Annotated in this window: 22 protein-coding genes and 1 tRNA gene; 8 read left to right on the forward strand and 15 right to left on the reverse strand. The window is 44.0% G+C overall.

Annotation, left to right across the window (positions count from 1 at the left end; all coding sequences use genetic code 11):
- Window positions 1–135: 135 nt before the first annotated feature.
- The 4 genes from NPE20_RS06455 to NPE20_RS06470 form a co-directional block, all read right to left on the reverse strand.
- Complete coding sequence (locus tag NPE20_RS06455) at window positions 136–993, reverse strand: SDR family NAD(P)-dependent oxidoreductase (protein WP_256537794.1); 858 nt, start codon at window positions 991–993, stop codon at window positions 136–138.
- A gap of 64 nt (window positions 994–1,057) precedes the next feature.
- Window positions 1,058–1,960, reverse strand: coding sequence for a helix-turn-helix domain-containing protein (locus tag NPE20_RS06460; protein ID WP_256537795.1), 903 nt, complete (start codon window positions 1,958–1,960; stop codon window positions 1,058–1,060).
- Between the two features lie 87 nt (window positions 1,961–2,047).
- Entirely contained in the window at window positions 2,048–3,031 is a 984-nt protein-coding gene (locus NPE20_RS06465) for a D-alanine--D-alanine ligase (protein ID WP_256537796.1), read from the reverse strand.
- A gap of 112 nt (window positions 3,032–3,143) precedes the next feature.
- Entirely contained in the window at window positions 3,144–3,506 is a 363-nt protein-coding gene (locus tag NPE20_RS06470) for a winged helix-turn-helix transcriptional regulator (RefSeq protein ID WP_256537797.1), read from the reverse strand.
- Between the two features lie 124 nt (window positions 3,507–3,630).
- Between NPE20_RS06470 and NPE20_RS06475 the strand changes: the two genes are divergently transcribed.
- Window positions 3,631–4,425, forward strand: a complete 795-nt coding sequence (locus NPE20_RS06475; RefSeq protein ID WP_256537798.1) for an SDR family oxidoreductase — start codon at window positions 3,631–3,633, stop codon at window positions 4,423–4,425.
- Between the two features lie 369 nt (window positions 4,426–4,794).
- On the opposite strand, the gene NPE20_RS06480 is transcribed toward NPE20_RS06475, so the two are convergent.
- The 5 genes from NPE20_RS06480 to NPE20_RS06500 form a co-directional block, all read right to left on the reverse strand.
- Entirely contained in the window at window positions 4,795–5,772 is a 978-nt protein-coding gene (locus tag NPE20_RS06480; protein WP_256537799.1) for a hypothetical protein, read from the reverse strand.
- Between the two features lie 123 nt (window positions 5,773–5,895).
- Entirely contained in the window at window positions 5,896–6,864 is a 969-nt protein-coding gene (locus NPE20_RS06485; RefSeq protein WP_256537800.1) for a zinc-binding alcohol dehydrogenase family protein, read from the reverse strand.
- 112 nt (window positions 6,865–6,976) lie between these two features.
- Window positions 6,977–7,558, reverse strand: coding sequence for a Crp/Fnr family transcriptional regulator (locus tag NPE20_RS06490; RefSeq protein WP_256537801.1), 582 nt, complete (start codon window positions 7,556–7,558; stop codon window positions 6,977–6,979).
- Window positions 7,559–7,760: 202 nt separating this feature from the next.
- A complete protein-coding gene (locus NPE20_RS06495; RefSeq protein WP_256537802.1) occupies window positions 7,761–9,578 on the reverse strand; it encodes a glycoside hydrolase family 2 protein in 1,818 nt (605 codons plus the stop codon).
- 340 nt (window positions 9,579–9,918) lie between these two features.
- Complete coding sequence (locus NPE20_RS06500) at window positions 9,919–12,285, reverse strand: ABC transporter permease (RefSeq protein WP_256537803.1); 2,367 nt, start codon at window positions 12,283–12,285, stop codon at window positions 9,919–9,921.
- A gap of 550 nt (window positions 12,286–12,835) precedes the next feature.
- On the opposite strand from NPE20_RS06500, the gene NPE20_RS06505 reads away from it, so the two are divergent.
- From NPE20_RS06505 to NPE20_RS06535, 7 genes are all read left to right on the forward strand, one after another.
- A complete protein-coding gene (locus tag NPE20_RS06505) occupies window positions 12,836–13,630 on the forward strand; it encodes a PASTA domain-containing protein (protein ID WP_256537804.1) in 795 nt (264 codons plus the stop codon).
- Entirely contained in the window at window positions 13,614–13,922 is a 309-nt protein-coding gene (locus tag NPE20_RS06510; protein ID WP_256537805.1) for a rhodanese-like domain-containing protein, read from the forward strand. Before NPE20_RS06505 ends, NPE20_RS06510 begins: the two co-directional genes overlap by 17 nt.
- Before the next feature lie 20 nt (window positions 13,923–13,942).
- Window positions 13,943–14,962 carry an endolytic transglycosylase MltG gene (mltG, locus tag NPE20_RS06515; RefSeq protein WP_256537806.1) on the forward strand — a complete coding sequence of 340 codons (1,020 nt, stop codon included), beginning with the start codon at window positions 13,943–13,945 and terminating at the stop codon, window positions 14,960–14,962.
- Entirely contained in the window at window positions 14,962–15,369 is a 408-nt protein-coding gene (locus NPE20_RS06520; protein WP_256537807.1) for an acyl-CoA thioesterase, read from the forward strand. Before mltG ends, NPE20_RS06520 begins: the two co-directional genes overlap by 1 nt.
- Before the next feature lie 11 nt (window positions 15,370–15,380).
- On the forward strand, window positions 15,381–16,361 hold the full coding sequence (locus NPE20_RS06525) for a YihY/virulence factor BrkB family protein (protein ID WP_256537808.1): 981 nt from the start codon (window positions 15,381–15,383) through the stop codon (window positions 16,359–16,361).
- Between the two features lie 87 nt (window positions 16,362–16,448).
- A tRNA-Ser gene (locus NPE20_RS06530) sits at window positions 16,449–16,533 on the forward strand.
- Between the two features lie 250 nt (window positions 16,534–16,783).
- The gene (locus tag NPE20_RS06535) at window positions 16,784–18,001 is read left to right on the forward strand and encodes a site-specific integrase (RefSeq protein ID WP_256537809.1); all 1,218 of its coding nucleotides are present in this window, start codon (window positions 16,784–16,786) and stop codon (window positions 17,999–18,001) included.
- Between the two features lie 362 nt (window positions 18,002–18,363).
- Here NPE20_RS06535 and NPE20_RS06540 read toward each other — a convergent pair whose 3' ends face one another.
- The 6 genes from NPE20_RS06540 to NPE20_RS06565 form a co-directional block, all read right to left on the reverse strand.
- On the reverse strand, window positions 18,364–19,209 hold the full coding sequence (locus tag NPE20_RS06540; RefSeq protein ID WP_256537810.1) for a hypothetical protein: 846 nt from the start codon (window positions 19,207–19,209) through the stop codon (window positions 18,364–18,366).
- A gap of 359 nt (window positions 19,210–19,568) precedes the next feature.
- The gene (locus NPE20_RS06545) at window positions 19,569–19,835 is read right to left on the reverse strand and encodes a hypothetical protein (protein ID WP_256537811.1); all 267 of its coding nucleotides are present in this window, start codon (window positions 19,833–19,835) and stop codon (window positions 19,569–19,571) included.
- Window positions 19,832–20,194: a hypothetical protein gene (locus NPE20_RS06550; RefSeq protein WP_256537812.1), complete on the reverse strand. Its 363-nt coding sequence runs from the start codon at window positions 20,192–20,194 to the stop codon at window positions 19,832–19,834. Before NPE20_RS06550 ends, NPE20_RS06545 begins: the two co-directional genes overlap by 4 nt.
- A 413-nt stretch (window positions 20,195–20,607) precedes the next feature.
- On the reverse strand, window positions 20,608–22,536 hold the full coding sequence (locus NPE20_RS06555; RefSeq protein WP_256537813.1) for a DUF3732 domain-containing protein: 1,929 nt from the start codon (window positions 22,534–22,536) through the stop codon (window positions 20,608–20,610).
- Entirely contained in the window at window positions 22,533–22,997 is a 465-nt protein-coding gene (locus NPE20_RS06560; RefSeq protein ID WP_256537814.1) for a three component ABC system middle component, read from the reverse strand. Before NPE20_RS06560 ends, NPE20_RS06555 begins: the two co-directional genes overlap by 4 nt.
- Before the next feature lies 1 nt (window position 22,998).
- Complete coding sequence (locus tag NPE20_RS06565; protein WP_256537815.1) at window positions 22,999–24,219, reverse strand: hypothetical protein; 1,221 nt, start codon at window positions 24,217–24,219, stop codon at window positions 22,999–23,001.
- Between the last annotated feature and the right edge of the window lie 423 nt (window positions 24,220–24,642).

The raw sequence follows: 24,642 nt of genomic DNA on the forward strand, positions 1-24,642 counted from the left end.
TTCCGGGCGTTTACTGGCGCTACCAAGACGTGTCAAAGACGTTTAAAAGGCGTTTTTTGGCGCTTTTTTGGGCGTTTTTTCACCTGATCGCCACCTTAACAACTTGCAAATATCAAACAATAACGAGTCTGAATTTTAAGCGCTGTACGCCATTGACCTGCTCAGTTCCTCATTAAAACGAAACTCCTTTTCAAGCTTCTCCAGTTGTGCCATAGCGCGGTCATAAGCATCGGCACCTAATAGTAAATGTAGTGGCGGGTTTTCCTGGTAGGCAACGTTAATAATTGCTTTGGCCGCTTTTTCCGGGTCACCGGCTTGCTGGCCGTCCATTTGCAGGTACCTGTCGTGGCTTGCCCTTACTGCTTTGTAATCTTCAATTGGGTTTTTAGCTATAATTAACGATTCGGGTGTTAAAAAGCTGGTACGGAAGGCCCCAGGGGCTACAACAGTTACTTTAATGCCAAACTCACGCACATCCTCTGCCAATACTGTCGATAACCCTTCGATAGAGAACTTTGTAGCCGCGTAAACCGACCAGCCCGTGCCCGGTGCAAAGCCTGCTATTGACGAGATGTTGATAATATGACCCGATTGCTGATAGCGCATATAAGGCATCACCATGCGTATCACGTTTAGCGTACCAAATACATTTACGTTAAAATTGCCGCGGGTTTCATCATCGGTTAACTCTTCAATGCCGCCGCCAATACCGTAGCCGGCATTGTTTATAACAACATCTATGCTCCCAAAGGCTTTTTTTGTTTGATGCATAGCGCAACCTACGCTGTCCTCATTGGTCAGGTCAACCTCAAGCGGTAAAAAGTTGTCGGCGGTAGAGCCCACAGCTATCACCAGTTCGGCCAGCTTGCGTGATGTTGCTGCTACATTTTGCCCTTGTGCCAGCAACTGCTTTACCAGGCTGAGCCCAAACCCTTTAGACGCGCCTGTAATGAACCATGTTTTTTTGTTGTTTGTAATATTGGTGTTTTGCATATTACAAAATTAAAACAGAAACACACCCAAGCGTTTGCACTATTCAAACAAATGCTTACATAATTCAAACAGACCTATAAGAAGATGGTGTTATACTGGTTTGTTTTTTAAAGAAATTATTAAAATGGGCGGGCTCTTCAAAGCCCAGGCTATAGCTAATTTCAGATACGTTCCAGTTGGTGTGTTTTAGCAATGCCTTGGCTTCGCTGGCCAGGCGCTCTGTAATATGGTGGGTGGTGGTTTTGCCCGTAGTTTGGCGAATGGCCCTGTTCAGGTGGTTTACGTGTACAGATAACCTATCGGCAAAATCTTTGGCCGAGCGCAGGTTGAAACGCTGCGCAGGTGTTTCTATCGGGAACTGGCGCTCCAGTAATTCGGTAAATATGGAGGTAATACGCGAGTTGGCATCCGGGTGTTCGTATAAGATCTCTTGCGGCTGTATCTTTAAAGCGTAGTGTACCAACTCGGTAAGGTAGTTGCGCAGCAGGTCGTATTTAAAACGATAGTCGGAATTTATTTCGCCCAGCATCTTTTCAAAAACCTGCGCTACATACTCTTCGTGTTCGCCACTTAACGAATAGGTGGGCGTGCCATTAGGTGCAAACATGGGCAACTCGTGTATATTACGCCGCAGCATCTCGGTAAAAAACGATTCCCTGAAGATACAGAACGCGCCTGATCGGATATTATCAGCATGCTCAAACGTATAAGGCACTGTAGGGTTAAAGAAAACCAGCGTACAGCCATCAATTTCGATGCTTTTATCGGCATAGTGCACAATATTTTTGCCACGCACCATGCTTATCTTATAAAAATCGCGACGGGTATAAACTATGGGCTTGGCATTGGGCGCATAACAATCCTCCAACCGGAAAACATTAAAATGCCCAATATCCTGACTAAGGTTATCTGGTAACCAGTTAAACTTTTGCTTGTAAAAATCTTCGAGTGTTTCTGTAGCTGCCATAAAGCAAAGTTACAAAATTCAAACAAATTTTGGCAAATATAAAAACGCCAAAAAACGGCCTCAGAACGCCAAAAAACGCCCTCCAAACTACATCGAACCGTCTATTAACTGCCCGTAAAAGTCGGTAACGCTCATGCCTGCTGCCCGCACCTGTTGTGGTATCAGGCTGTTTGCACTTTGGCCCGGGGTGGTGTTCACCTCAATAAAGTAGAACTCCTGCGTACCTTCCAACAAGATAAAATCAACCCGTACCATGCCGCGGCAATTTAAGCGCAGGTAAATTTGAGTTACAATTTCGGCTATTTCGCGATTCTTTTCGGCCGGCAGATCGGCTGGTGTTATTTCTTCTGATACACCCGGGGTGTACTTGGCTTCGTAGTCGAAAAAGTCTTTTGAGCTGATGATCTCGGTAGCGGGCAGTACGGTTATCTTTCCGTTTAAACGGGCTATGCCTATACTAAATTCGCGGCCTTTAATAAACTCCTCTATCAGTATCTGCGAATCTTCTTTAAACGCCTTTTCAATAGCCTCGTGCAAGCCGCCAACGTTGTAAACTTTGCTCATTCCTACACTGCTGCCACCATTGTTTGGCTTAATAAATAGCGGAAACTTTAGCGTTGATGCTATGGTAGCGGTATCATGCTCATCCCTTTGGTGCAACTGGATAGACTTTGCCGCATGCAAACCGTGAATACCATTTACAATAGCTTTGGTATAAGCCTTGTTCATGGTAATAGCCGATGTGGTAGCATCGCAGGTATTATATGGAATGCCCACCAGGTCGAAATAACTTTGCAGTTTTCCGTCCTCGCCCGGGGTGCCATGCACGGTAATAAACGCGAAATCAAATTTTATCTTTTCGCCGTTTAAAGTAAGGCTAAAATCGTTTTTATCTATGTCTATAGTTTTCCCATCGGCTTCGTAAACCCAGTTGTGGCGGTTTATTAATATGGTATAAACCTTGTATTTGCCGGCATCTAAACTGGCGGCAATGTTTTTAGCGCTATTTATAGATACTTCGTACTCGCCGGTAAAGCCACCGGCCAAAAGGGCTACGTTTATGGTTTTCATGATAGCCAAAGATAGTTTTTGATTTTGAATGTGGGGAATGATACCAAAAACTTCTTACGGGGGATCAGGAGAAACGCAGAAAATAATGGATCCTACCTAAACAACTTCCATGTTAATCTTCTTCGTTCGTTTTCAGGATAAGTTTCCGCAACTGTTCTTCGTGCTTATCCCCCCATTGGCCTATAGCTAAGATCACAGGTATTAATGTTTGGCCAAAATCAGTAATGCTGTATTCCACTTTTGGCGGCATAACCGGGTAAATTAACCGGCTTACCAGTTCATGCTCTTCCAGTTCTTTTAACTGCATGTTCAATACACGCCTGGAAGCATCCGGTATTTTGCGTTGCAGTTCACTCGGGCGTTGGTATCCTTCATTAATAAACCACAATAGCCTGATCTTCCATTTACCATAAAGCACCTCACCTACAAGGTCTAACCCGCAGCTTAAGTTAGGCAATGTCTTCTTTTTATACATGCTACAAATGTAACGCTATGTATAGTTACGGGCAATAAGGGAATAATTTATCCCTATCCGAATCGTAACACCGTACTTGCCGGGGCCACAAGTACTACCGAAATTTGTACAAAACCATTTAGCTATGAAACAGGAATTTAATTATAATAAAGAATTATCGGGCAAGATTGCCCTGGTAACAGGTGGAACAAAAGGTGCAGGCAAAGCCATTGCAGAAAGATTGCTGGACGCTGGCGCAACCGTAATAGTAACGGCCAGAAATAAGCCGGAGGAAAATACTGATGACCTGCATTTTATACCGGCCGACCTGAGCCAGCAGCAAGGCACTCAAAAAGTAGTTGAAGAAATTTTAAATACCTATGGCAGGCTGGATATACTAATTAATAACCTGGGGGCATCCGAAACACCCGGCGGCGGCTTCGCGGTATTGACCGATGATGACTGGGAAACTACTATTCGTACTAATTTGCTGGCCCCCGTCCGTTTGGACAGAGGATTTTTACCACAAATGGTAGAACGCGGCAACGGGATCATCATCCATATTGCTTCTATTCAGGGCAAACTACCTTTATATGATTCTACCCTGCCCTATGCAGCAGCTAAAGCAGGGCTTATCAATTACAGTAAGGGCTTATCTAATGAGGTGTCGCCAAAAGGTGTGCGCGTACTTACTGTTTCGCCGGGATGGATAAAAACAACCTCTGCCATCAGGATGATGGAACGGATCTCTGAGAGCTCAAATATTACAATAGAGGAAGCTACCCAAGGTGTTATGGACGCGCTGGGCGGAATCCCAATTGGCCGGCCTGCACAACCCGAAGAGGTTGCTGAACTGGTAGGCTTCCTGGTATCGCCGCGCGCCGGTTATCTTACAGGAACCGAATATGTGATTGATGGCGGAACTATACCAACCATCTGATACCTTCCGCAAAAACATCATAATTATTATTTAATTAACAGGCTTCCCGGAATTTTTACCCGGGAAGCCTGTCACAAACCATTTGTATCGATTTTCGTCCTTTTGGCTGATTTAGAAAATTAATGCAATAAATAGACGATCATTATTTTTAACCATGGCGTGCCTTCGGCCGGGCTATCCGCTCATACTGCACAGGCCTTAGCCACAGGCAGGTATCCGCTCTTATCCCTAACGCGGGGACAGCGTGACGGGAGACGCGAAGTATCGCGTCTCTACGGGATATGATGGTGTAGAGACGCGATACTTCGCGTCTTTGACAACATACAGGTAGCGCCTCTTCCCTCCGCCATTGCGAAAAGTGGCATTGATTCAAATCCTGTCTGGCGTCAATACCTCAATTTTCTCGTAGGACTTTATAGCAATCTGTTTGGTTTGCCTGTTAAATATAATTGAGGAGAAATTATCTGTGTTGTTTATGATAGGTGATTTCTGCTTTCCACTATTAATCTCTTTATTCTGATCTAATATTTCGCCCGTGTTGATATCAATAATTTTAGGGAAACAGTATAAATCCCACACATAATTATTATTAATAGGAAATAAATTCCCGAAATCTCCATTTACTTTTACCGGTTTAGAGATCTGATTGCTTTTTAAATGCCATAAACAAATATGCCCGGGTGGTAACTGGCCGATATCCTCTTCATCAACAAATTCATCAGAACTGCCAATAACTACTGTGTTATCGTCAATAAAACCTGCTGTACAAACCTCTACCGCCCCTGTATCAGGACAAAGTTGTGGGGCATCGAGCATTTTGGGGTTGTTTATGCATTCTTTTATATTAAACACAACAACCCTATCTAAAGGGTGCCACACCCAGCCTTTACTCATTAGGTATGTGCCATCCGGGCTAACTTCAAGTCGCGAATAAAACATGTCGTCCGGTTCTCTCCCATTCACATTGGTGATGAGTTCTCCGGTTTCCACATCTTCAAAGTCTATTTGATTATATGCTATCGGGCAATGAATAAGATAGGTTTTGCCGTCTATAGTTGCGAAAGCAGCAGGGAACTCGTAGACATCAGAGCAATAATATGAACGGTTTATTTCTCTAACCAGCTCGCCATTTTTTAGCAAAAGCCCTTTTGTGCCAAGTTTTTTATAAATAAAAACATATTCACCATTCCCCGAATTTATTGCGCTATCACCAAACCCATAGTGGAGGCCCATTTGATTTGTATGACCATTTAACTCATACTGATAGCCGGAAGCCCAGTCAACAATCGTATTATCGGTCCAACATATGGTGGTTATAAAGCCCGCTGTAATTGTTTGGTGTTCCATTAGGTTTAATTATCAGCCAATGTAAATAATTTCTTAATCACATAGTTCAGCTTTCTCCCGAAACTGTTTTGCTGCGCAGACCTCTAAATCAGGGTAACCCTATAAACCCCGGATAATATTTTATCAGGTAACCACAACAATTTTCCCGCCTGCCGAATTATCTTCCATCAACTTGTGGGCTTCTGCAATTTGCAGCAGTGAAAACACACGGCCAATTTTCAGTTTTACTGCCCCACTTTCCACATCGTTTATAAATTCCTGAAAGTGCTTATCACTAACCCTGATCTGCCCGCTGTCGTACGTGGTGAGGCTTACAGCCGCAGGCATAAAGTCCATTGGTGCAAAATCAGCAACAGACCATTGCTCGGCCAGCATTCCGGTCATGCAGGCAGTACCACCAGGGGCTATACACGCCAGTGAATCTCTGAGGGCTGATGTGCCAACAAGCTCCAGTACTTTATCTACGCCAGAGGAGATTATCTCTTTTATTTTTTGCTGAATATCTCCGTCATCGATCACCACATGATCTGCACCGTTTTTAAGGAGAAGATCTTCCTTTTGGCCGCTCCTGGTAGTGGCGATAACCGTTAGCCCGTAATTTTTTGCCAATTGTGAAGCCAGCATACCTATAGATGATGTGCCCCCTCGTATCAAAAGGGTTTCCCCGGGTTGTATCTTTAAAGCCAAATGAAGCGACCCGTAAACCGTTTGAAACATCTCGGGCATGGCGCCTAATTGTTCCCAGGCCAAATTGCTGTTAAAAGGCATTAACAAATGTTTGGGCAGAACAGCATATTCGGCATAACCGCCATCAAAATCCCGGCCCATGCCACCCATAAAGGCAGCAACTTTTTGGCCGGGTTTAAATTCGCCCGAGGGGTCGTCCTTCACTTCGCCAACGCACTCAATGCCCAATACCCGGGGGAACTTAACCCCTGGTGATAGTCCTTTACGGGTCATCAATTCTGATCGGTTAAGGCCAAATGCTTTAACTTTTATTAAAACCCAGCCTTCTGAAGGTGCTGGTATCGCCCTATCTTCTACTACAATATTTTCGGGACCGCCTGCTTGTTTTAAAACTGCTGCTTTCATATTTGTATTAATTCAAAAAAGCCCCGGTTATTACCACAAGCCATACGGCAAAGTTGGCCAATACCATTTAATGCAGCCTATAAGCTATTTTAAGAAATACCCTTAAGATAGTTTAAGCCTTGCCCCTTGTTTTGCGGATGCTGCTTAAAAATTCGGGGGTAATGCCCAGATATGAGGCAATTTGTGTATTGGGAAGCCGGTTAGAAAGATTGGGATATTGTTTTAAAAAGTATTCATACCGTTCGTCGGCCGATGAGCTGATGTTTTGTAATACTCTGTCTTGTAATTCGATATATTTCTGTTCGATAATTACCCTAAAGTTATGATCAAATTTATGGTAGCGGGTATATAAATGCAGTATATCGTCATGCTTTGCCTGCAATATCATCGTTGGCTCTATAGCTTCAATATAGAGTTGGCTCGGCTTTTCCGAGTAAAAACTGCTTAAGTCTGTCGCCCAGTCGTTCTCTGCAATAAATTGAAGGTTATGCTCTTTTCCATTTTTATCAACGGCATACATTTTAAGGCAACCCGAAACTACAAATGTAAAGTGGCGGCAAACATCCCCCTGTTGTAATACAAATTGCCGGCGTTTAACGCTACGTTGAGTAAAACACGTGTTTAAGGCACCCAGTTCCTCTGCATTCAGCGGAAAGTAATTGTCAAAATGTTGCTTTAATTTTTCTATAAACACGCTTATTCGTTAGGAATGATACTTTTTCAACCCAGTACTAATGTAGAAAAAAATACACGACATAAGCTTTCTTTTAGTACCTGCGTTGCCGCTCGCTTCTGAAAATTTTCTATACCTGCCGCTCATAAGCGCTATTGTTCCGCCCTATTTCGCTCGAAGCTATCTCGCTGACGCAGAATGCCGCGTGCATCAGCGGGGCCTTTTAAGGCTGCACTTTATTTAAGCTCTCACCCGCTTTTATGACTGCCTGGTTCACTGTTTTCACGCGGTCAATTTCCACCTTTTCAAAAGCCCGGTCGTAAGTCAGCATGCCATTCACCTCGTGCTCAACGTCGGTTGTTTGGGTATAGATGGCTACACTCAGGCCCTTGTATCGCATCAGTTGCTCCACCTGGTCCAGCAAGAAAACGTAGCGGTCTGTTAGCGCAGCTTTTGTGGGTTCGTAATCGTATGCGTTGTTTTCCACCGGCCACATATGCCCGCGAACAAACAACCCCACGCCGCCAAACTCACCAAGTGATGCCGCCCGGTGACTGTCCGGAACGGATGCACCCCGCGGCCCCACGTAAATATGCGTATCTACATAATCGCCATTGCCAGGGTCGCCATAAGCTTTCTGGTAATCGGGGTTATTATTGAACCCCGAATTACCGTTTACCAAGCGCGATGGGTCATACTGCTTTACCCAGTTGGTTATATTCTTCACATCAAACGCGCCCCAGTTTTCGTTAAAAGGCACCCATGTAATAATAGATGGTGAGTTATAATGGTCGTCTATAATCGCCTTCAATTCCTGCCTAAACACTTTACGGGTTTTAAGCGTGTCCTCATTCTGGTACCATATGGCCGGCATATCCTGCCAAACCAATAATCCCATTTTGTCTGCCCAGTAGTAAAAGCGCTGGGATTCGGTTTTCATGTGCTTTCTGATCAGATTAAAGCCGGCCTTTTTGGTAAATTCCATATCAGCCTTCAAAGCTGCCTCGGTAGGTGCGGTAAGGATGCCATCCGGCCAGTAACCCTGATCAAGCAAACCAAGCTGCATTATAAATCTCCCATTGAGCAGCGGCCTTATCACACCGTTCAGCTTACCCAGTTTAATATCACGCATACCAAAGTAGCTGTTTACTTCATCAGCCCCGGCACTACCATTATTACTTGTGGATATCTTTAAATTATACAGGAAGGGCTCGTCAGGCGACCATAGTTTGACATCTTTTATCGGCAAATAAAACGCGGTGCCTGCCACGCCCCCGGCCTGCGAAACAACCTTGCTGCCATCAAAAACCGTGGCAGATAGTTTAGTGCCCGCATCGGCATTTACAGTGATCATTAACCTGCTATTAGCTACATCCGGCAACAGCCTGATGCTTTTTATGTACGTTTTTTCTACCGGCTCCAACCAAACGGTTTGCCAGATACCCGAGGAAAAGGTATAATCTCCCCGCGGGCCATTCTTACCGGATGGTGCCCTGCCGTCATTGGGATCGTAAGCGGCTACAACAATAACATTATTGCCCTTTTTTAAATACGGCGTTATATTAAAACTAAAGGCATCGTACCCGCCTGCATGAGTGCCGGCTTTCCGGCCATTTATAAATACGGTGGCATCGTGGTCTACCCCGTCAAAATGTAAGATAACCTGTTTGTTGCCCCAGTTTGCCGGAACTTCAAATGTGCGGCGATACCACATATTTATTTCCTGCTTGCGCTGTATGCCGGATACAACCGATTCAGGGCAGTACGGCACCAGGATCTTGTCGACTTTTCCTTCAAAAGACGCGGCTTTTAACGGATCTAATGCTTTAGCCACGTCTTTACCCCCTTGGTAATCCCAGTTACCGTTCAGGCACAACCATTGCTCGCGTTGTAATTGCGGCCTTGGATATTCGGGGAAAGGCATTGCTGCTTCCATAGCGGCTTTTGTCCATTGCGTAGGTAATTTTGGGACTTGCCCTAATAAACTTCCTGTAAGTAAAATAGATAGCGGGAGGATTTTGATCAGTTTATTTACGTTCATGATGCACAAGGGGACAATTGGGCGTTGGCATTAATTTCTCGAAAATATTAAAATAAAACAGTAAAAGCCGGATAACTGTTGCCCCTTCAATCAAAAATATTTATAACCGGCCGCGCCTGTGATTTAGCGTAATTAGCGGCAAAGAAACTCGTGAAACAAGCGCCGAAGCCGTTTTAGTGATTACAGCATATACCGGCCTATGACTAAGGCCTGCAAAGAAGCCCGGCCGTAGGCAACGCCTATAGAAGCGACTAAGGGCAAAACTTACAGCAACACAGCAGGAAATCAAAACGGCTCAGCCCTAAACAAAATTAATTCGACATCCGAAATCAAATCACCCTCATTCCGTTCTTAAACTCTTTATAGGGTTTACCGTTGCTGCTTTTATTGATTCATAACTAACCGTTAACCATGCTATGCTTAAAGCTGCCAGCGATGCGATGAAGAACACCACCCAGCTAACATTTATATGGTAGGCAAAACCGGCCAGCCAGCTATTTACCGCGTACCAGGAAAGCGGTATGGCTATACAAATGGCCACCAGGATAAGCCTCGTAATACCGGCAGACAATAAATAAACCAAGCTAAAAATTGGCGCGCCTAATACTTTACGCACACCAATTTCTTTGGTGCGCTGTTCGGCCATAAAGGCGGATAAGCCGTATAAGCCCAGGCAGGATATAAAAATACCCAGAGCAGCAAAAAGGTTAAAAATATTGCCCATTTGTTGTTCGCCTTTATAAAGGTTGGCCATGTCCTGATCAAGGAAATCAAATTTGAAAGGGTAAGCCGGGTTAAGTTCCTGGCTTATTTTCCCTAAAGCCTTTATAGTAGCATTTGTTTTACCGGGCAGTGTTCTTACCACTGTATAACCTCCTATCTTGTTAAAAAGCATAACCAATGGTTCCATAGCCTGCTGAACAGGTTTAAAATTAAAGTCTTTTACAACACCAACAATAGTGCCCTTATTACCCCAAAGTGTTAATGGTTTACCTATTGCCGTGTTAGCGGTTAACCCCATTATCGCTGCCATTTTTTCGTTGATCATATAGCTGCCCGAGTCGGTTTTAAATTCCCTTGAAAAACTTCGGCCTGCCGCTAACTTTATCCTGAAGGTGTGGGTAAAGTCTTCGTTGACACCCATTACCGGGAAGGATAATTGTGATTTGGGGTCTTTACCATCCCAGTCTACACTAACAGTCCAGGCGCCCAGGTTGCTGGGCAGGTCAGTAATAACCGTAAAATCGCTGGTGAGTGGGTTTCCTTTCAACTCGTCTTTAAAAGCCTGTTGCTTGTTCCACATATCCCCTGTCATGGGTACATACAAAAGATTAGCTTTCTCAAAGCCGGGATTGCGCTCTTTGATGAATTTAAGCTGATTGTAAATAACCACTGTGCCTACCAGCAATACAATGGAGACCATGAATTGAATTACGACCAAAGTGTTGCGGAACAGCAAATTGCCGCCCATTGATTTTACATTTCCCTTAAGTACTTTAACCGGGTTAAAGCCCGAAAGAAACAAGGCCGGGTAGCTGCCAGAGATAAGCCCGGTTAACAAGGCAATGCCAAAAAAGCTTAACCAAAGCTTCGCATCCAAAATATTTATAACAAGTTTCCTGTTGGCCAGTTCGTTAAATACCGGCAGGAATAAACTAACGATGCCGAGTGCAAGAAATAAGGACAGGAAAGAAATAAATACCGATTCGCTTAAAAACTGAAAGATCAACTGCCCACGTACGGCGCCCGCTACTTTGCGTAAGCCAATTTCTTTGGCCCTGCGGGCCGAGCGTGCGGTAGCCAGGTTCATAAAATTGATACAAGCCACTACCAGTATCAAAATAGCGATGATAAAAAAGATGGTTACGTATTGCGCATTCCCGTGACCCGGCAAATCGCCCTGCCTTTCGGGCGCCAGGTGAATTTTGGTTAAGGGCTGCAATTGGAAATTAGCCTTCATTCCGGGGTCATGTTTATGAAAGATCTGATCCATTTGTTTCTCTAACCCTGATAAATTGGCAGCAGATGGATTAAAGTTTTTATCTAATTGAACAAAGTCATAAAAATTAAAATTATTCCATACACTATTTTTCAAATCATCATTAGTTCTGGCTAATGAGGCCATTGGGAGGATGAAATCAAATTGAAGATCGGAGTTAGCGGGTGTGTTGGCTAAAACGCCCGTTACTATTACGTTTTCTTTATTATCTTTTCGTATTATCTTGCCGATAGGGTCTTCTTTCCCAAAGTATTTTGTGGCCATTTCCTGCGTTATTAAAACAGCATCTATCTCTTTTAATGCTGTGGCACGGTTGCCCTTCAGCAATGGAAAGGAAAACACATCCATGAAGCTTGGGTCTACAAAAAACGCGCGCTCTTCCTGAAATTTTTTGTTACCTGTTTCCAACAGCGTAGTACTGCTTGGCCTTATGCGAACCGTATTTTTCACAATCGGCATTTCTGCTTTCAAACCGGCGGGCATACCTGCGGGGGTACCAACGGTTTTTGAATCACCCAGATCGCAGGCTAAGCGGTAGATCTGGCCAGCATTTTTATGGAACTTGTCGTAGCTTAATTCATTTTGCACCCAAAGCAAGATCAGGATACTTGATGCCAGGCCTATTGCCAAACCTGATATATTGATAATAGAATAGGCTTTATCCTTTGTTATATTCCTGTAGGCGAGTTTAAAGTATGTTTTTAACATGGTATACTTTGTTGAATGGGCAGTTAAATCAAAAATAGAAATTAGTTTTGTTTAAAATCTATGCCAATAAGTTAACTAAATGATAATTAAATATTTATATAGATTTATTTACTAATACCGTTCGAAAACGTTACAGCTACTGTTCGGTTTTACGGGGCGGCTTTGGATAAATAGCATCGCTACCTAACCAACCCGTCATTGCGCGGGAAGGGCGCTGCATGTATCTTGTCAAAGACGCGAAGTATCGCGTCTCTACATTATTCACCCGTAGAGACGCGATACTTCGCGTCTCCCGCCATGCCACCCCCGCATTAGAGTGCAGCGGATACCGGCACTTCGACAGGCTCAGTGTGACAGGTGCGCCTAATGCCTGTGCACGTATGAGCGTAAAGCCCGGCCGAAGGCAACGCCCTAATACGTAAAGTAAAGGTCAAAATACCACACTGTTACGTATAAGCAAGTATGCTTTTTAACATTCAAATCCAAAATCGTAAATCTAAAATCTAAAATTAAATCCCTATGTTTGAACTTAAATTTCCTATAGAAACGCATGAGTAATTTTTTTGCTTATTTAAAAACCAGGCAATTCCGAAACACCATTTTATTGGTTGTAGCCACGGTTATCAGCATAGTTTTAATAGCCTTTTTCAGTCTTAGTTCGTACACCCGCCACGGCCAGGGCATACCCGTACCAAAACTAAAAGGCCTTAATGTTGATAAAGCCATGGGCCTGCTTACAGACCAGGGCTTTAACTATAAAATAGATTCGGTTTATGTACCGGATATAGCCCCCGGCACCATTGTAGAGCAAGACCCGGATGCCGGCACCAACGTTAAAGAGAGCCGTACCATATACCTTACCATGGTGACCCAACTGGCGCCAAATGTTTCCCTGCCGGATCTGACAACCGACCAAAGCATCTATCGCGAAGCGGTGGCCACCCTATCTAACTACGGTTTAAAGGTTGGCGATACTACCTATCGTTCGGACATTGCGCGCGACCGCGTGCTGGAAGTACGTTTCGGTGGGCAAATTATAAAACCCGGTACAAAAATACCTAAAGGCTCTAAGCTTGATCTGGTATTGGGTAACGGCGAAGGCGCAAGCGAAGTAGAAATACCAGAGCTGTTAAATCTTGATCTGGATGCTGCTAAATTCTCTATTAAGGGCGCCGGGCTTACCGTTGGTACTATCACTTACGAGGGATCGATAACAGACTCTACCAATGTAGTAGTGGTTTCGCAATCACCTATGCGGAGCGATTCGTTAAGTAAAGCCAGTATTGGTACGCGTATTAATTTGACTGTATCACAAGGCAAACCAAGCGATGTCCCAACAAATTGATGCGGCAAAATTACAGCAACGGATACAAACCGGCGACACTTTAAACCTGCTTGATGTTAGGGAAGCGATAGAATATCATACCTTTAATATTGGCGGGCAGCATATCCCTGTATCAAAACTGAAGCAAAACATTAACAGTATCAATTACAACAAAACAGACGAGATTATCGTTATTTGCAGTGCGGGTATCAGGAGCGATACGGCGCAGGCTATATTAACAGAAAACGGTTTCCAAAATGTAGTGAACCTAAAAGGCGGACTTAAAGCCCTGCAAAAACTAAAAAATAAATAAAAACACCTCCCCATTATACTATGAAAAAATTTGTGATCGCGCTGGTGGTAATCATCATCATATCACTGGCAGCAACCGGCGTATTTTACTACCTGCGCTACTTTGGCCCCAATGTTACCGATAAGCAGGAATACCTGTACATACGCACCGGATCTGACTTTGACGACGTTTATAAAACCATACGCGAGCAAGGGATAGTTAAAGACACCACCACTTTTCTGTGGTCGGCACATAACATGAAATACCTTAGGGTTAAGCCGGGCAAGTACCGTTTAAAAAGCGGCATGAGCAACCGCAGCTTTATAAATATGCTAAAAGCGGGCAACCAGGAACCAGTAACCTTATTATTTCATAATTTAAGGCTGAAAGATCAATTCGCGGGTTTTGTATCAAAGAAGATAGAGGCAGATTCTGTTTCTATATTGAGGTTGCTTGATTCGGCCAAGTTTGCGGAGCAATACGGTTTTACTACCGATAATATTTACACCGTTTTTATCCCTAACTCCTACCAGTTTTACTGGAATACATCGGCAGATAAATTTTTTAAGCGGATGTATGAAAATTACCAGAAGTTTTGGACGCCAGAGCGCAAGCAAAAAGCTGCCGATATAAAACTAACGCCCCAGGAGGTTTCGGTATTAGCTTCTATTGTTGATGCCGAAGCTTTGCATGACGATGAAATGCCCACCATTGCAGGCCTTTATCTTAACCGTCTTAACAAAGGAATGAAGCTGCAGTCCGATCCTACCGTTATTTTCGCGGTAAACGATTTTACCATTAAACGCGTGCTTAATCGCGACTTAATTACTAATTCGCCATACAATACTTACATGTATAAAGGTTTGCCCCCCGGCCCTATCATGATGCCATCGGTAAACGCCATTAATGCGGTGCTTGATCATAAAAAAACCGACTACCTGTATATGTGCGCCAAGGCGGACTTTAGCGGCAACCATGCTTTTGCCACTAACGAGGCTGACCATAGGATTAACGCCAAGGCATTTCAGCAGGCACTTAACGACAGGAATATTAAACGCTAATGTTCCAGAACGCCACAAAATTGAGGGTACGCTACGGCGAAACCGACCAGATGGGCTACATGTACTATGGCAACTACGCCGAGTTTTTTGAGGTGGGCCGTGTAGAAATGCTGCGAAGCCTTGGCCTTACTTATAGCGGCATGGAAGCATCGGGTATTATGATGCCTGTGCTGGAGCTGAAGTGCAAGTATCTTAAACCAGCCCGTTACGATGAGGAAATTACCATCAACGTTATTATGGATAAAATGCCGGGTGTGAAGATCCATTTCCGCTACGAGCTGTTCAACGAACGGAAAGAGCTGATACACGTTGCCGAAACCCTGCTGGCCTTCGTTAATATGAAAACCAATCGGCCCTGCCTGCCACCGTCTGATTTTATTGAAAAACTAAAGCCTTTTTTTGAGTAATTTTAGCCATAATGAAATGGGCGCACAGAATTTTACTGCACTTTAAGTTTTACCAATACCTTACCGACTGGGCTAAAACTGTTTACATCCCTGGTTTCAGGCCGTTGCCCCTATACACTGTTGTTGTGTTTTTTATAATGGAGATACAAAAAACTTCGTTAGCAAACCGCGCGGCGGCATTGGCTTACAATTTTATGCTGGCCCTTTTCCCGGCCATTATATTTTTATTTACGCTGATAGCCTACATACCCATCAAAGGTTTTCAGAAAAGCTTGCTGGATCTATTCGCTTTGATAATGCCTGTAAACGCCTACAATGCCTTCCATGATACCATTTTTGATATTATAGCGCGCCAAAACGGCAAACTACTCTCCATCGGTTTTGTAACGGCTTTATATTTTGCTACCAACGGGGTTAGTAACTTAATGCAGGCCTTTAATAAATCATCGCTAATACTGGAAACCCGTACCTGGCTTAAAAGGCGGTTTATAGCTCTTGTGTTGACAATTGTTATCAGCGTAGCCTTACTTGTAGCTATTGTTATTATGATAGCCGGGCAATATGTAATTCATTTTATACAAAAAAGGTTTGACAGCGACGCGCAGTTCTGGTTCTGGTTAATAGCCTTCTCACGCTGGTTAATAATATTGGTGATATTCTTCATCAGCATTTGCATATTGTACCGCTACGGGCCTTCAAACAAGCGCAAATGGAAGTTTATTAACCCCGGCTCTATCCTGGCTACATCACTGGCCATATTAACCTCGATAGGCTTTACTTACTACACCAATAATTTTTCATCATACAACACGGTTTACGGCGCCATCGGCACATTGATAGTAGTAATGATATATATGTACTTAAATTCGATGATTTTGCTCATTGGTTTCGAATTAAACGCCAGTGTTGACCTTTCCAAACGCACTATTCGCATATCAAAACCGCGTTTTAACACCTTCCGAGCTAAAAAAACAGACGATTCTGACAAATAAGCGAGTGACAATCAACCGTTTATAATTAGTTTAAAAAAAGTTAACATCAAGTTTGGCAATTCGCCCCGGATTTGTACTTTTGTCCCCGGAGAGCTGGCAGAGTGGTCGATTGCGGCAGTCTTGAAAACTGTTGACTGTAACAGGTCCTGGGGTTCGAATCCCTAGCTCTCCGCTGATTATCATATCAAAACATCATTAAGCCCTTAAATCGTTGATTTAAGGGCTTTTTTGTTGCTTTTACTCAATCAAATCATACTTAAACGCTCAGAATTCTATTGAGTTATTCATTGAGTAGTTGAAAGCTGAAAAAACTACTCAACGGAACCTTTGTAGTTAACTGATAATCAACCTGTTCAATTAATAAACATCTTGATTTAAAATGGCTTCAGATCGATATTTGTTAACCCTTATTTTAGTAACTTATGTTGGAAAAAAGCTTCGGGCTCTTATTCTTTATGAGAAAGCCCAAAAACTACACAGCAGGTTTATTACCTGTCTATCTTAAAATCACCGTAAACGGAAAGCCAAAAGAGATTTCTACAAAACGGAACTGGAATCCCGCCAAATGGAGTTCGGAGGCCGGCCGAGCGCTTGGCAACAAGGAAGAGGTCAAAACTTTAAACGCTTATTTAGATGAACTTCAACAAATGGTTTATCAGGCGAGGAAATCGCTGCTCGAAAACAACAAGCCTATCACTGCCGATGCAATCAAATGCATCCTTACCGGCAGCACAGAAAAAAAGAAGAGCATCCTTACAGTGTTCCGACATCACAATGAGCAAATGAAGGCCTTAGAAGGCGTAGATTTTGCCCCGGGTACAGTAGAGCGCTATACAACTTCCTATAAGCATACAGAAGAGTTTATAATCTGGAAATATGGAACAAACGATGTACCTATTTCAGATCTTGACTTTGAATTCATGTCCGAATATGCATTTTGGTTAAAATCAATCCGCAGGTGTAATCATAATACAACGATGAAATATCTTGCCAACTTCAAAAAGATAGTGCTTATCTGCGTTAAGAACAGGTGGCTTCCCTCCGACCCGTTCGAGCAGTTTAAACTTACCAAACGTATTGTTGACCGTCATCCCTTAAGCAATGAAGAGTTGCGAATGATTGAGGAAAAAACTTTTGTTACTGACAGGTTAAACATTGTGAGGGATATGTTCTTATTTAGTTGCTACACCGGGCTCTCTTATATCGACCTAAAACAATTAAAGGTGTCCGAAATCACCAAAGGCATCGACCAGGAAAAATGGATTTTTGCAAAACGACAAAAAACGAAAATTCAAATCCATGTACCTATCCTAAAGCCGGCGCTTAAATTAATTGATAAATATAAAAACCATCCAAAGTGCTTAAATGAGGGATTAGTTTTTCCAGTTCTTACTAATCAAAAAATGAATAGTTATTTAAAAGAGATCGCTGACTGTTGTGGAATAACAAAAAATTTGACTTTCCATATTGCCAGGCACACTTTCGCAACAACAATAACCTTGGGAAATGGCGTGCCCATCGATTCGGTTTCTAAGATGCTTGGGCATACTAACTTATTACAAACTCAGCACTACGCTAAAGTGTTGGATGTAAAATTAAGTCAAGACATGCGGCAATTGAGGAAAAATTTTAAATCCTAATGGTATTCATATAAAAAAATCCGCTGCTAATTTTCCGATTACATTTAAGTCAAAAAAATATTGACTAAAATTCAAGAGGTTCGATTCCCCTACGGGCTAAAGAAGTTCAGCCTTTTGAGCAGCCCGTAGGGGAAACTTTTCGAACCCCTTTTTAGATGACTTAAGGAAATTGGATAGTTAGAATTTGGTTCGAGTCTTGCTCCCGCTAAGTGAATTATTCAATACGGCCAGCCCCAATAGGACTAAAGTCGAACCGTTTAACGCAAAATATGAAGGCCTTGTCTAACATTTTCTGATTGATTCGAGGCCATTTTGGGGACGAATGATCAGAATTATATATTTATACTTTTATGATCCAACCATTATCGAAGAGAGGCAAGAAATTGCTCTTTGGTAATAGCTCGTTCTTTCATTGTTTTGAATCTTTCGATGTGCTGAATAGTATCAACCGGCATTATATAACAATTCCCATTTCGATATCCTCTCGATGAATTGTCTCTAATCCATTCAAAAACAATATTATCGCTTACAATACTAATGTCGTTTCCCAGCAACTCACCTCTACTCGGTTTATAAATTAAAGTGGTTATTTTTTTTGCTGTTCCATCATAATATTTATCATGATGATCAAGCATTTGTAAAACCTTTTCACGATTTGCATTGAAATATGTCGAAACAATTATGAAGATTCTAATAACCTCGCCGTCTCTGTTTAACAATTTCTTTTGTGGTTCAACAAATGGCCTTTGATCCTCTTCTTCAGGGGCGCTGCTTCCCCATATTCCTACGTAATATGCATCATTCACTATGTGGGTCGCATAGTAACCCATCTTTCCAATTCCTCTTTCTAAAATGTCTTCGATAGCCTTAGTGGTGTAATCGTCCAATTGACTAGGATTTAATATAAACTTACTACGATCTAGTTCCTCGTGAATGGTTAGCAATTCCTTAATTTTTGTTGCGCCAATAATATTATCTAATGTTAAATATTCTTTTTTCTTAAGATGTGCCAACATCTGACTTTCTGATATTACGTCAATTTCACGATTTTCCAGCCAGAAAATGATTATTGAGAACATTACAGAGACATAAATTGTAACGTAAGCGTAAAAGGTGTCACCATACCTTGTAATAGAATATGCAAAAATAACACCTACAATAAGTTGTGCCAAAGGAAACCAATGTTTAGGGAGTTTTTGTTGTGGCATAAAAATAAGTCGAATTCTTAAAGATAATAATCTTTAGAAAATTTAGCTACGACTAAATTTATTGCTCCCCTGACTGGACATAATTCGAACCATTTGATAGACGAATTAAAGATTTTAAATGAATTAAAGGTTGCTTAAAGGCGATTCCTTTTCCTTATGTTATTCCTCTATAAAAATTTATGCCCCTCCAATAAATTAGCCGAACTCCTTTTGATTCGATAATTGTATTGATGTTCAATTCACCTACGTTATTCACCTTCCAAACATTTTCATCTAAATCTTTTAGTAGAAAGTTGTTTTTAGCAAAGTAATCTCGCAGTGCTGTTTGAGGAAGCTCCGTGCCTTCAATAGTAGATTATTCATCGGGTTGTTATGGGTTCAAATGGTTGTTGCCTGGTGTCCTCAGTCGGTTGGTCAGTCTTGTTCTGTACAGATGGCTGTTTATAGCTAAAGGCGACCCTGACTTCAAGGATTCTGTTTTCTTTCACCAGCAATACCTGCACGTGTTCGCCACTGGCCAGTTGGTCCTGGATATGGGCATAGGCGAAATCACTGCCCTGGGGGTCCATCCGGGCCTGCCCCAGGCCGTTGATCATGCCGAAGCGTTCTCCTTCAGAAGCTTTCATGACGGGGTACTCCCAGTTCTGCGCTTTTTAAGGTGCGGGATCAGGAAATCAAAGGGCACCATCATATCCGAAGGGATGGGTTCCAGGTTTTCGTCGTGGTAATATTCTTCCAGGCTTTCTTCTGCATGGGTATAGGCATGCCATAGGAACGCCAGCTCCTCGTGGTTCAATCGGCTGAAGTCGAGCTGGTGGTACAGATCATATAAGGCTTTGGGGCCGGGCAGGATATGATGGGACACCCATTGCAGCAGCAGGCTGCGAACGAGGCGTACGTGGTCATCGGCGAAATATTTAACGATGATATCCGGGAAAAGTAGTAGTTGCTGTTTTAGGAATTTGCCGTCGATGATATGGATCATAAAAGGTTCGGTCTGCCGGGCTTTTTCAAGCCAGTCGCGGGTGGCGGTGGTCAGATAGGAAGATACGCTCAGCAAGAAATGGTCAGCTTTTTCTACCTTGGCCCAGTTGATCTTTTCGACGACATGGTCGAGGGGAAGGCCTATGCTATGCCGTTTACATTCGATGAACCATTTTTCGGTATAAGGGGCAATGATGCTGTCGGTAACCGTGCGCCGGGCTTCATATCGCGGCTATGATCGGCTCGCCCTTGGCTCCAGGCCATGGTATGAAAGCGGAACCTGACCAGGAGGTCATAGCAAAGTTCCTCGAATTGTTTCCAATCGAGCCGGTCAAAATCGATGTCTTCTTCCTGGTAGGCCATATCGGTTGTTTGAATGAATGGTTCGTCAAATCCCGTTTTAGATCAAAGCTTTTACTTTTTCGGCGGGGCCGGTTTTTTCTCCGGTTCGGCTTTCTTTGCAGCGGGCAAGGTAGCCCTTTCGGGGATTAGCGCGTTTCCGTTGCGGAACTCTTCTACCAGCTGGAAGTTTTCCAGTTCCTTTTCCTCCCAGTAGCGTTCTGGGGCATGTTCCAGCATGATGATCTGGAATTCGGTATTGTACTCGGAATTAATCTTCGTGATAAAATCGTTCAGTAGCTGAAAGGCCGATTGAAGTTTGGCTTTATCGTCGTCCTTGGCAATATCTTCGGTTTTTTCGCTGGCACCGGTACCCTCATAATAGGGCTGGCTGGGCTGATCCAGGATCAGGAACTGCGGTACGTAACTATGTGGCAGGCTGATGAAATGTTCGTGCAGGCCGAGGAAAAGGAACAGGTGCAGGAACATATAATTGGACTTGCTGCCGATGGTGGCTTGTGCCTGTAGCTCTTTGGCCTTGCGGAGTTTCAGGCTTTTTTCAGAAACGTCGACGAACACTTTATAAGCCTTGTAAACGCCCATGGAATCCCCGGCAGCATCGAAAAAGGTCTGGATTAACCCTTCCAGGTCGGACAGGATCAGGCGGCGTTTTTCGTTGTTATTCTTTAAAATACCTTTCAGGCTTTCGATCTCATCAAGCAGGCCTTGTTCATCGGCGTCGTCGATTTCGAGTTCCCATTTGTTTTCATAAAAGGCAAGTTGACTCTTGAGTTCGCCGATAAAGATGAATTTCTGGGCTTCATCGGTGTAATCTTTAGTAGAGGTCGGCAGCGTAGCCAGTTCGGCGTCGATCGCGATCACCTGGTTTCTTAGCGCGGTGACTTCGGACTTGACATTGGCGGAGATCGGCTTCTTTTTGGCGATCTCTTCGCGGATGGTTTGCAGCGAGGCTTCCAGGGAATCGAGGAAAGTTTTGACTTCCAGCGTCGGGATCAGCTCCCCGAAATTCTCATTTAGGTATGCGATGGGTCTGAGGCTTTCATAATCGCCGTTCAGATTCTTTTTATAGGTATCGTATTCGACGTTGAAGCGTTCGAGGTTCCGGATCTGGCGAAAGAGGGTACGTTTGCGTTTGTTCAGTTCGTCGACCTGTTGCATATTATTGGAATAGGTCGCGGTACGGAACTGGTTGACGAGCTGCTGCAGGCGTTCACGCCCGGCATCGATGGTGAACAGCTGGCGCTCGATTAGGTCGTATTCCTGCGCGCGGTTAATGAGCCGCACGATCTGCTGGGCGAAAAGTTTTTCTTCCTTGTCGAGCGCTTTCTTGCGTTTTTCAATCTTGGTGAGGTCTTTTTCCAGGCTGTCGATCTTTTCTTTGGCCAGCACGTTACCGACATCGTCTACGCCGATGGCCAGGTAAAAGATGCGGTCCAGGGCCTCGATGTATTTATCGCGGTCGTACAAGTGGTAGTCGAAGAATTCCTTGGTATGGGCAATGGTATCTTCGGAGAGGGTATTGAAGAGCAGGAAATAGCGGTAGGATATTTTGGAGCCGGCGGAAATATGTTTGCCGCCAAAAGGGATCTTCAGGTTCTCATCGATGCCGAACTCTTTTTCCAGGATGGATTTGACCTGTTTGATATCGTTGTTCTTGGCCAATTTTTGAGGAAAGGTATTGTCGCTGGAAAAATAGATCTCATCGGAACCGGTGTTCATTACGGGGCTTTTACGGGCTAGCAGGAAATCCTTTTCGTTGATCCTGAAATCCAGGCCGTACCAAGCGATGTTCTCGTTGATCATTTCCTGCGGGATGTTGGCCTTGGTTGAAAGCATGCAATAGTCAAAGATGGACAGGATGCTGGATTTACCGGTTCCGCTGCCGCCAGTGATGACGTTGACCTTATTGGGTAAAAAATCGAGTGTCCGGGGTTCGGATTCGTTTTTGAACCAGAGGATGATTTTGTTGATATGGAATTTCATAGTTCGATCTTTAGTTTAAGGTACAGGGAATTCTCGCTCTGGTTGCGGAACAGGTCGGCCAGCACGTCGATGGCCGCAAAAAAATCGGTGGCGCGCTTGCCCACCTGCCGGGTATATTCTGGGCTGAAATCGGAGGCATAATTATAGTTGAGCTGGTCGCGCAGAACAGTGATGATGTTCATTTCCTGCAGGATGGTGACGGCGTTGACGGAAAGTGCCAGGTAATCGGTGAACCGGGCATTGAAGCTGATAAAGCATTCGGGGTTTTTGACGATAAATTCTTCCAGGCTCCTTTTCAACGAGCTTCCCCGGAGCTTGCGCACGGTGGGCGGATGTAAGATAAAGGGCAGGACGAGCATGGCCTTGGCGGCGGTGATGGTGCCGTAGCCTTTGAGCAGGTAACCTAGGGCTACGCTGGCCAGGGCTTCGTTGTTATTGACGGATGCGGATGTCTGCTTCATGTTAATAGCGTTTTTGCCAGTCCAGGTGCCAGCCGATCTCTTTCTCTTCGGTAAGCAGGTAAAAATGACCGTGGCTCAGTTCGAGCGAAAGTTGTGTTTCGTCGAATTGCAGGATCTGCCGGCGCATATCGTCCAGCAGGGATAGCGCCGAGTCTTTGATATCATCGTCGAGTTCGTCGGGGCCTGTGCCACCTTCGAGTTTGGCCCTGATCCTGCGATAACTGGTTTTGAAAGCCGTTTGCTGGATAAAGGCGGTTTCCCGGTTGAATTTCCGGCGATCGGAATCCAGGAAATCTCCGTTGTCCTCCCAGTCTTTCAGGTTATTGAGCAACTGGAGCATCTGGGTGGTATAGGCGATGATGGCGTCTTTACTGGCGGCGGAAATATCACCGATGTCGATCAGCTGCCGGACAAAGAGCTGGTGTTCGGGGTTATCTGGTAAAATATAGGGCAGATCGCGGATGGGCAGTTTGGTGCTGATGGCAACCTTGAAGCATTTGCCGAATTTCTTATTAAAACCTTCAAAGCTGATGACGTTGCGGACCCCGGCTTTAACGTTCAGGTAATTGGTGTCGCGCAGCTCGGAATGCAGGTTGCGGTAAACGTCCTCTACCCGCTCGCGGATATGGATCTTTTCCAGCAGGCGCTTTTTGATCTGGCTAATCAGGTCGTCGTGGTTTAGTTCGAAGCTGATCTTTTTGGCGAACCCGGCCAACTGATCAGCGGGCAAAGCTTTAAAAGCTTCGATATAAGTTTTGATCCCTTCATCGGTGGTGCCCTTTGCTAGTTCTTTGAGGTAATCCTTAAAGTCCTTAGTTTTGATATCGCCGTTTTGCAGCTGGATGAGTTTAAGGATAAAGGGGTTTTTGATCGCCTGTTTGTTGGTGGCCAGTTGGAAGGTGGTCTTGAGCAGAAAGGCTTTGGCATCACTTTGTTCGGCAATGACCTTGCTCCAGTTGGACAAGGTCTTCCAGAGGTCTTTATCCCTTTCGGTGAGGTTGATGCTCTCCCCTGCGGCGTTTTGCTGGACGGTATGTTTGGTCTGGATCAGCAGCTGGCTGCCGTCGGCCAGGTCCACATGCACATCATCTTTTTGCTCGATACCAATCTCTTCGCCGTGCCGGAGGTCGAGTAGGAGCAGGAAGAAATGATAGAACTGGTAGTCAAACCCAATCGAGGTATCTGCGGCAGAAGTAGCTTGCTGGGTTTTGGAGGCGGGCATTCGTTAACGGTTAAGGTTGGTATAATGGGTTAAATTTAGCAATATTAATGGTATTCTTGATAATCACGTTATTGGCTAAAATAAACGGATAATATTGATTTTTTCGGCTGAAGAAAATGTACTAAATGTTTGGGAGTCAGAAGGCGCCTTTTCGATGGCTTGTATAGCGGCTTCTGAAAGTGGCCGGTCAAAGGCAGAGTTTTTAACCAGCAGGGTATAATGGGCAACGAAGGCTTCTTTCTGTTGTCAGGCATAGGTGATAGCGGGATAATTAAACTTCATGATCTTTTTTACAGTAGGTCAATCGTTAAAAAATTCCACTGGTTAGATATCGATTACATCCCCCCATATTGTGTTAGCAACATCAGAGGATGTTAACATCGTTAAGCGCGTCGCAGATCAATTTGACTCATTGGGCATTGA

The sequence above is a fragment of the Mucilaginibacter aquariorum genome, from assembly GCF_024498135.1.
Classification (GTDB): Bacteria; Bacteroidota; Bacteroidia; order Sphingobacteriales; family Sphingobacteriaceae; genus Mucilaginibacter; species Mucilaginibacter aquariorum.

What these genes read in the sequence shown, in the direction of transcription:
- NPE20_RS06455 (WP_256537794.1), bottom strand. Translation starts at nt 993, where the DNA reads ATGCAAAACACCAATATTACAAACAACAAAAAAACATGGTTCATTACA.
- NPE20_RS06460 (WP_256537795.1), bottom strand. Translation starts at nt 1,960, where the DNA reads ATGGCAGCTACAGAAACACTCGAAGATTTTTACAAGCAAAAGTTTAAC.
- NPE20_RS06465 (WP_256537796.1), bottom strand. Translation starts at nt 3,031, where the DNA reads ATGAAAACCATAAACGTAGCCCTTTTGGCCGGTGGCTTTACCGGCGAG.
- NPE20_RS06470 (WP_256537797.1), bottom strand. Translation starts at nt 3,506, where the DNA reads ATGTATAAAAAGAAGACATTGCCTAACTTAAGCTGCGGGTTAGACCTT.
- NPE20_RS06475 (WP_256537798.1), top strand. Translation starts at nt 3,631, where the DNA reads ATGAAACAGGAATTTAATTATAATAAAGAATTATCGGGCAAGATTGCC.
- NPE20_RS06480 (WP_256537799.1), bottom strand. Translation starts at nt 5,772, where the DNA reads ATGGAACACCAAACAATTACAGCGGGCTTTATAACCACCATATGTTGG.
- NPE20_RS06485 (WP_256537800.1), bottom strand. Translation starts at nt 6,864, where the DNA reads ATGAAAGCAGCAGTTTTAAAACAAGCAGGCGGTCCCGAAAATATTGTA.
- NPE20_RS06495 (WP_256537802.1), bottom strand. Translation starts at nt 9,578, where the DNA reads ATGAACGTAAATAAACTGATCAAAATCCTCCCGCTATCTATTTTACTT.
- NPE20_RS06500 (WP_256537803.1), bottom strand. Translation starts at nt 12,285, where the DNA reads ATGTTAAAAACATACTTTAAACTCGCCTACAGGAATATAACAAAGGAT.
- NPE20_RS06505 (WP_256537804.1), top strand. Translation starts at nt 12,836, where the DNA reads ATGAGTAATTTTTTTGCTTATTTAAAAACCAGGCAATTCCGAAACACC.
- NPE20_RS06510 (WP_256537805.1), top strand. Translation starts at nt 13,614, where the DNA reads ATGTCCCAACAAATTGATGCGGCAAAATTACAGCAACGGATACAAACC.
- mltG (WP_256537806.1), top strand. Translation starts at nt 13,943, where the DNA reads ATGAAAAAATTTGTGATCGCGCTGGTGGTAATCATCATCATATCACTG.
- NPE20_RS06520 (WP_256537807.1), top strand. Translation starts at nt 14,962, where the DNA reads ATGTTCCAGAACGCCACAAAATTGAGGGTACGCTACGGCGAAACCGAC.
- NPE20_RS06525 (WP_256537808.1), top strand. Translation starts at nt 15,381, where the DNA reads ATGAAATGGGCGCACAGAATTTTACTGCACTTTAAGTTTTACCAATAC.
- NPE20_RS06535 (WP_256537809.1), top strand. Translation starts at nt 16,784, where the DNA reads ATGTTGGAAAAAAGCTTCGGGCTCTTATTCTTTATGAGAAAGCCCAAA.
- NPE20_RS06540 (WP_256537810.1), bottom strand. Translation starts at nt 19,209, where the DNA reads ATGCCACAACAAAAACTCCCTAAACATTGGTTTCCTTTGGCACAACTT.
- NPE20_RS06545 (WP_256537811.1), bottom strand. Translation starts at nt 19,835, where the DNA reads ATGAAAGCTTCTGAAGGAGAACGCTTCGGCATGATCAACGGCCTGGGG.
- NPE20_RS06550 (WP_256537812.1), bottom strand. Translation starts at nt 20,194, where the DNA reads ATGATCCATATCATCGACGGCAAATTCCTAAAACAGCAACTACTACTT.
- NPE20_RS06555 (WP_256537813.1), bottom strand. Translation starts at nt 22,536, where the DNA reads ATGAAATTCCATATCAACAAAATCATCCTCTGGTTCAAAAACGAATCC.
- NPE20_RS06560 (WP_256537814.1), bottom strand. Translation starts at nt 22,997, where the DNA reads ATGAAGCAGACATCCGCATCCGTCAATAACAACGAAGCCCTGGCCAGC.
- NPE20_RS06565 (WP_256537815.1), bottom strand. Translation starts at nt 24,219, where the DNA reads ATGCCCGCCTCCAAAACCCAGCAAGCTACTTCTGCCGCAGATACCTCG.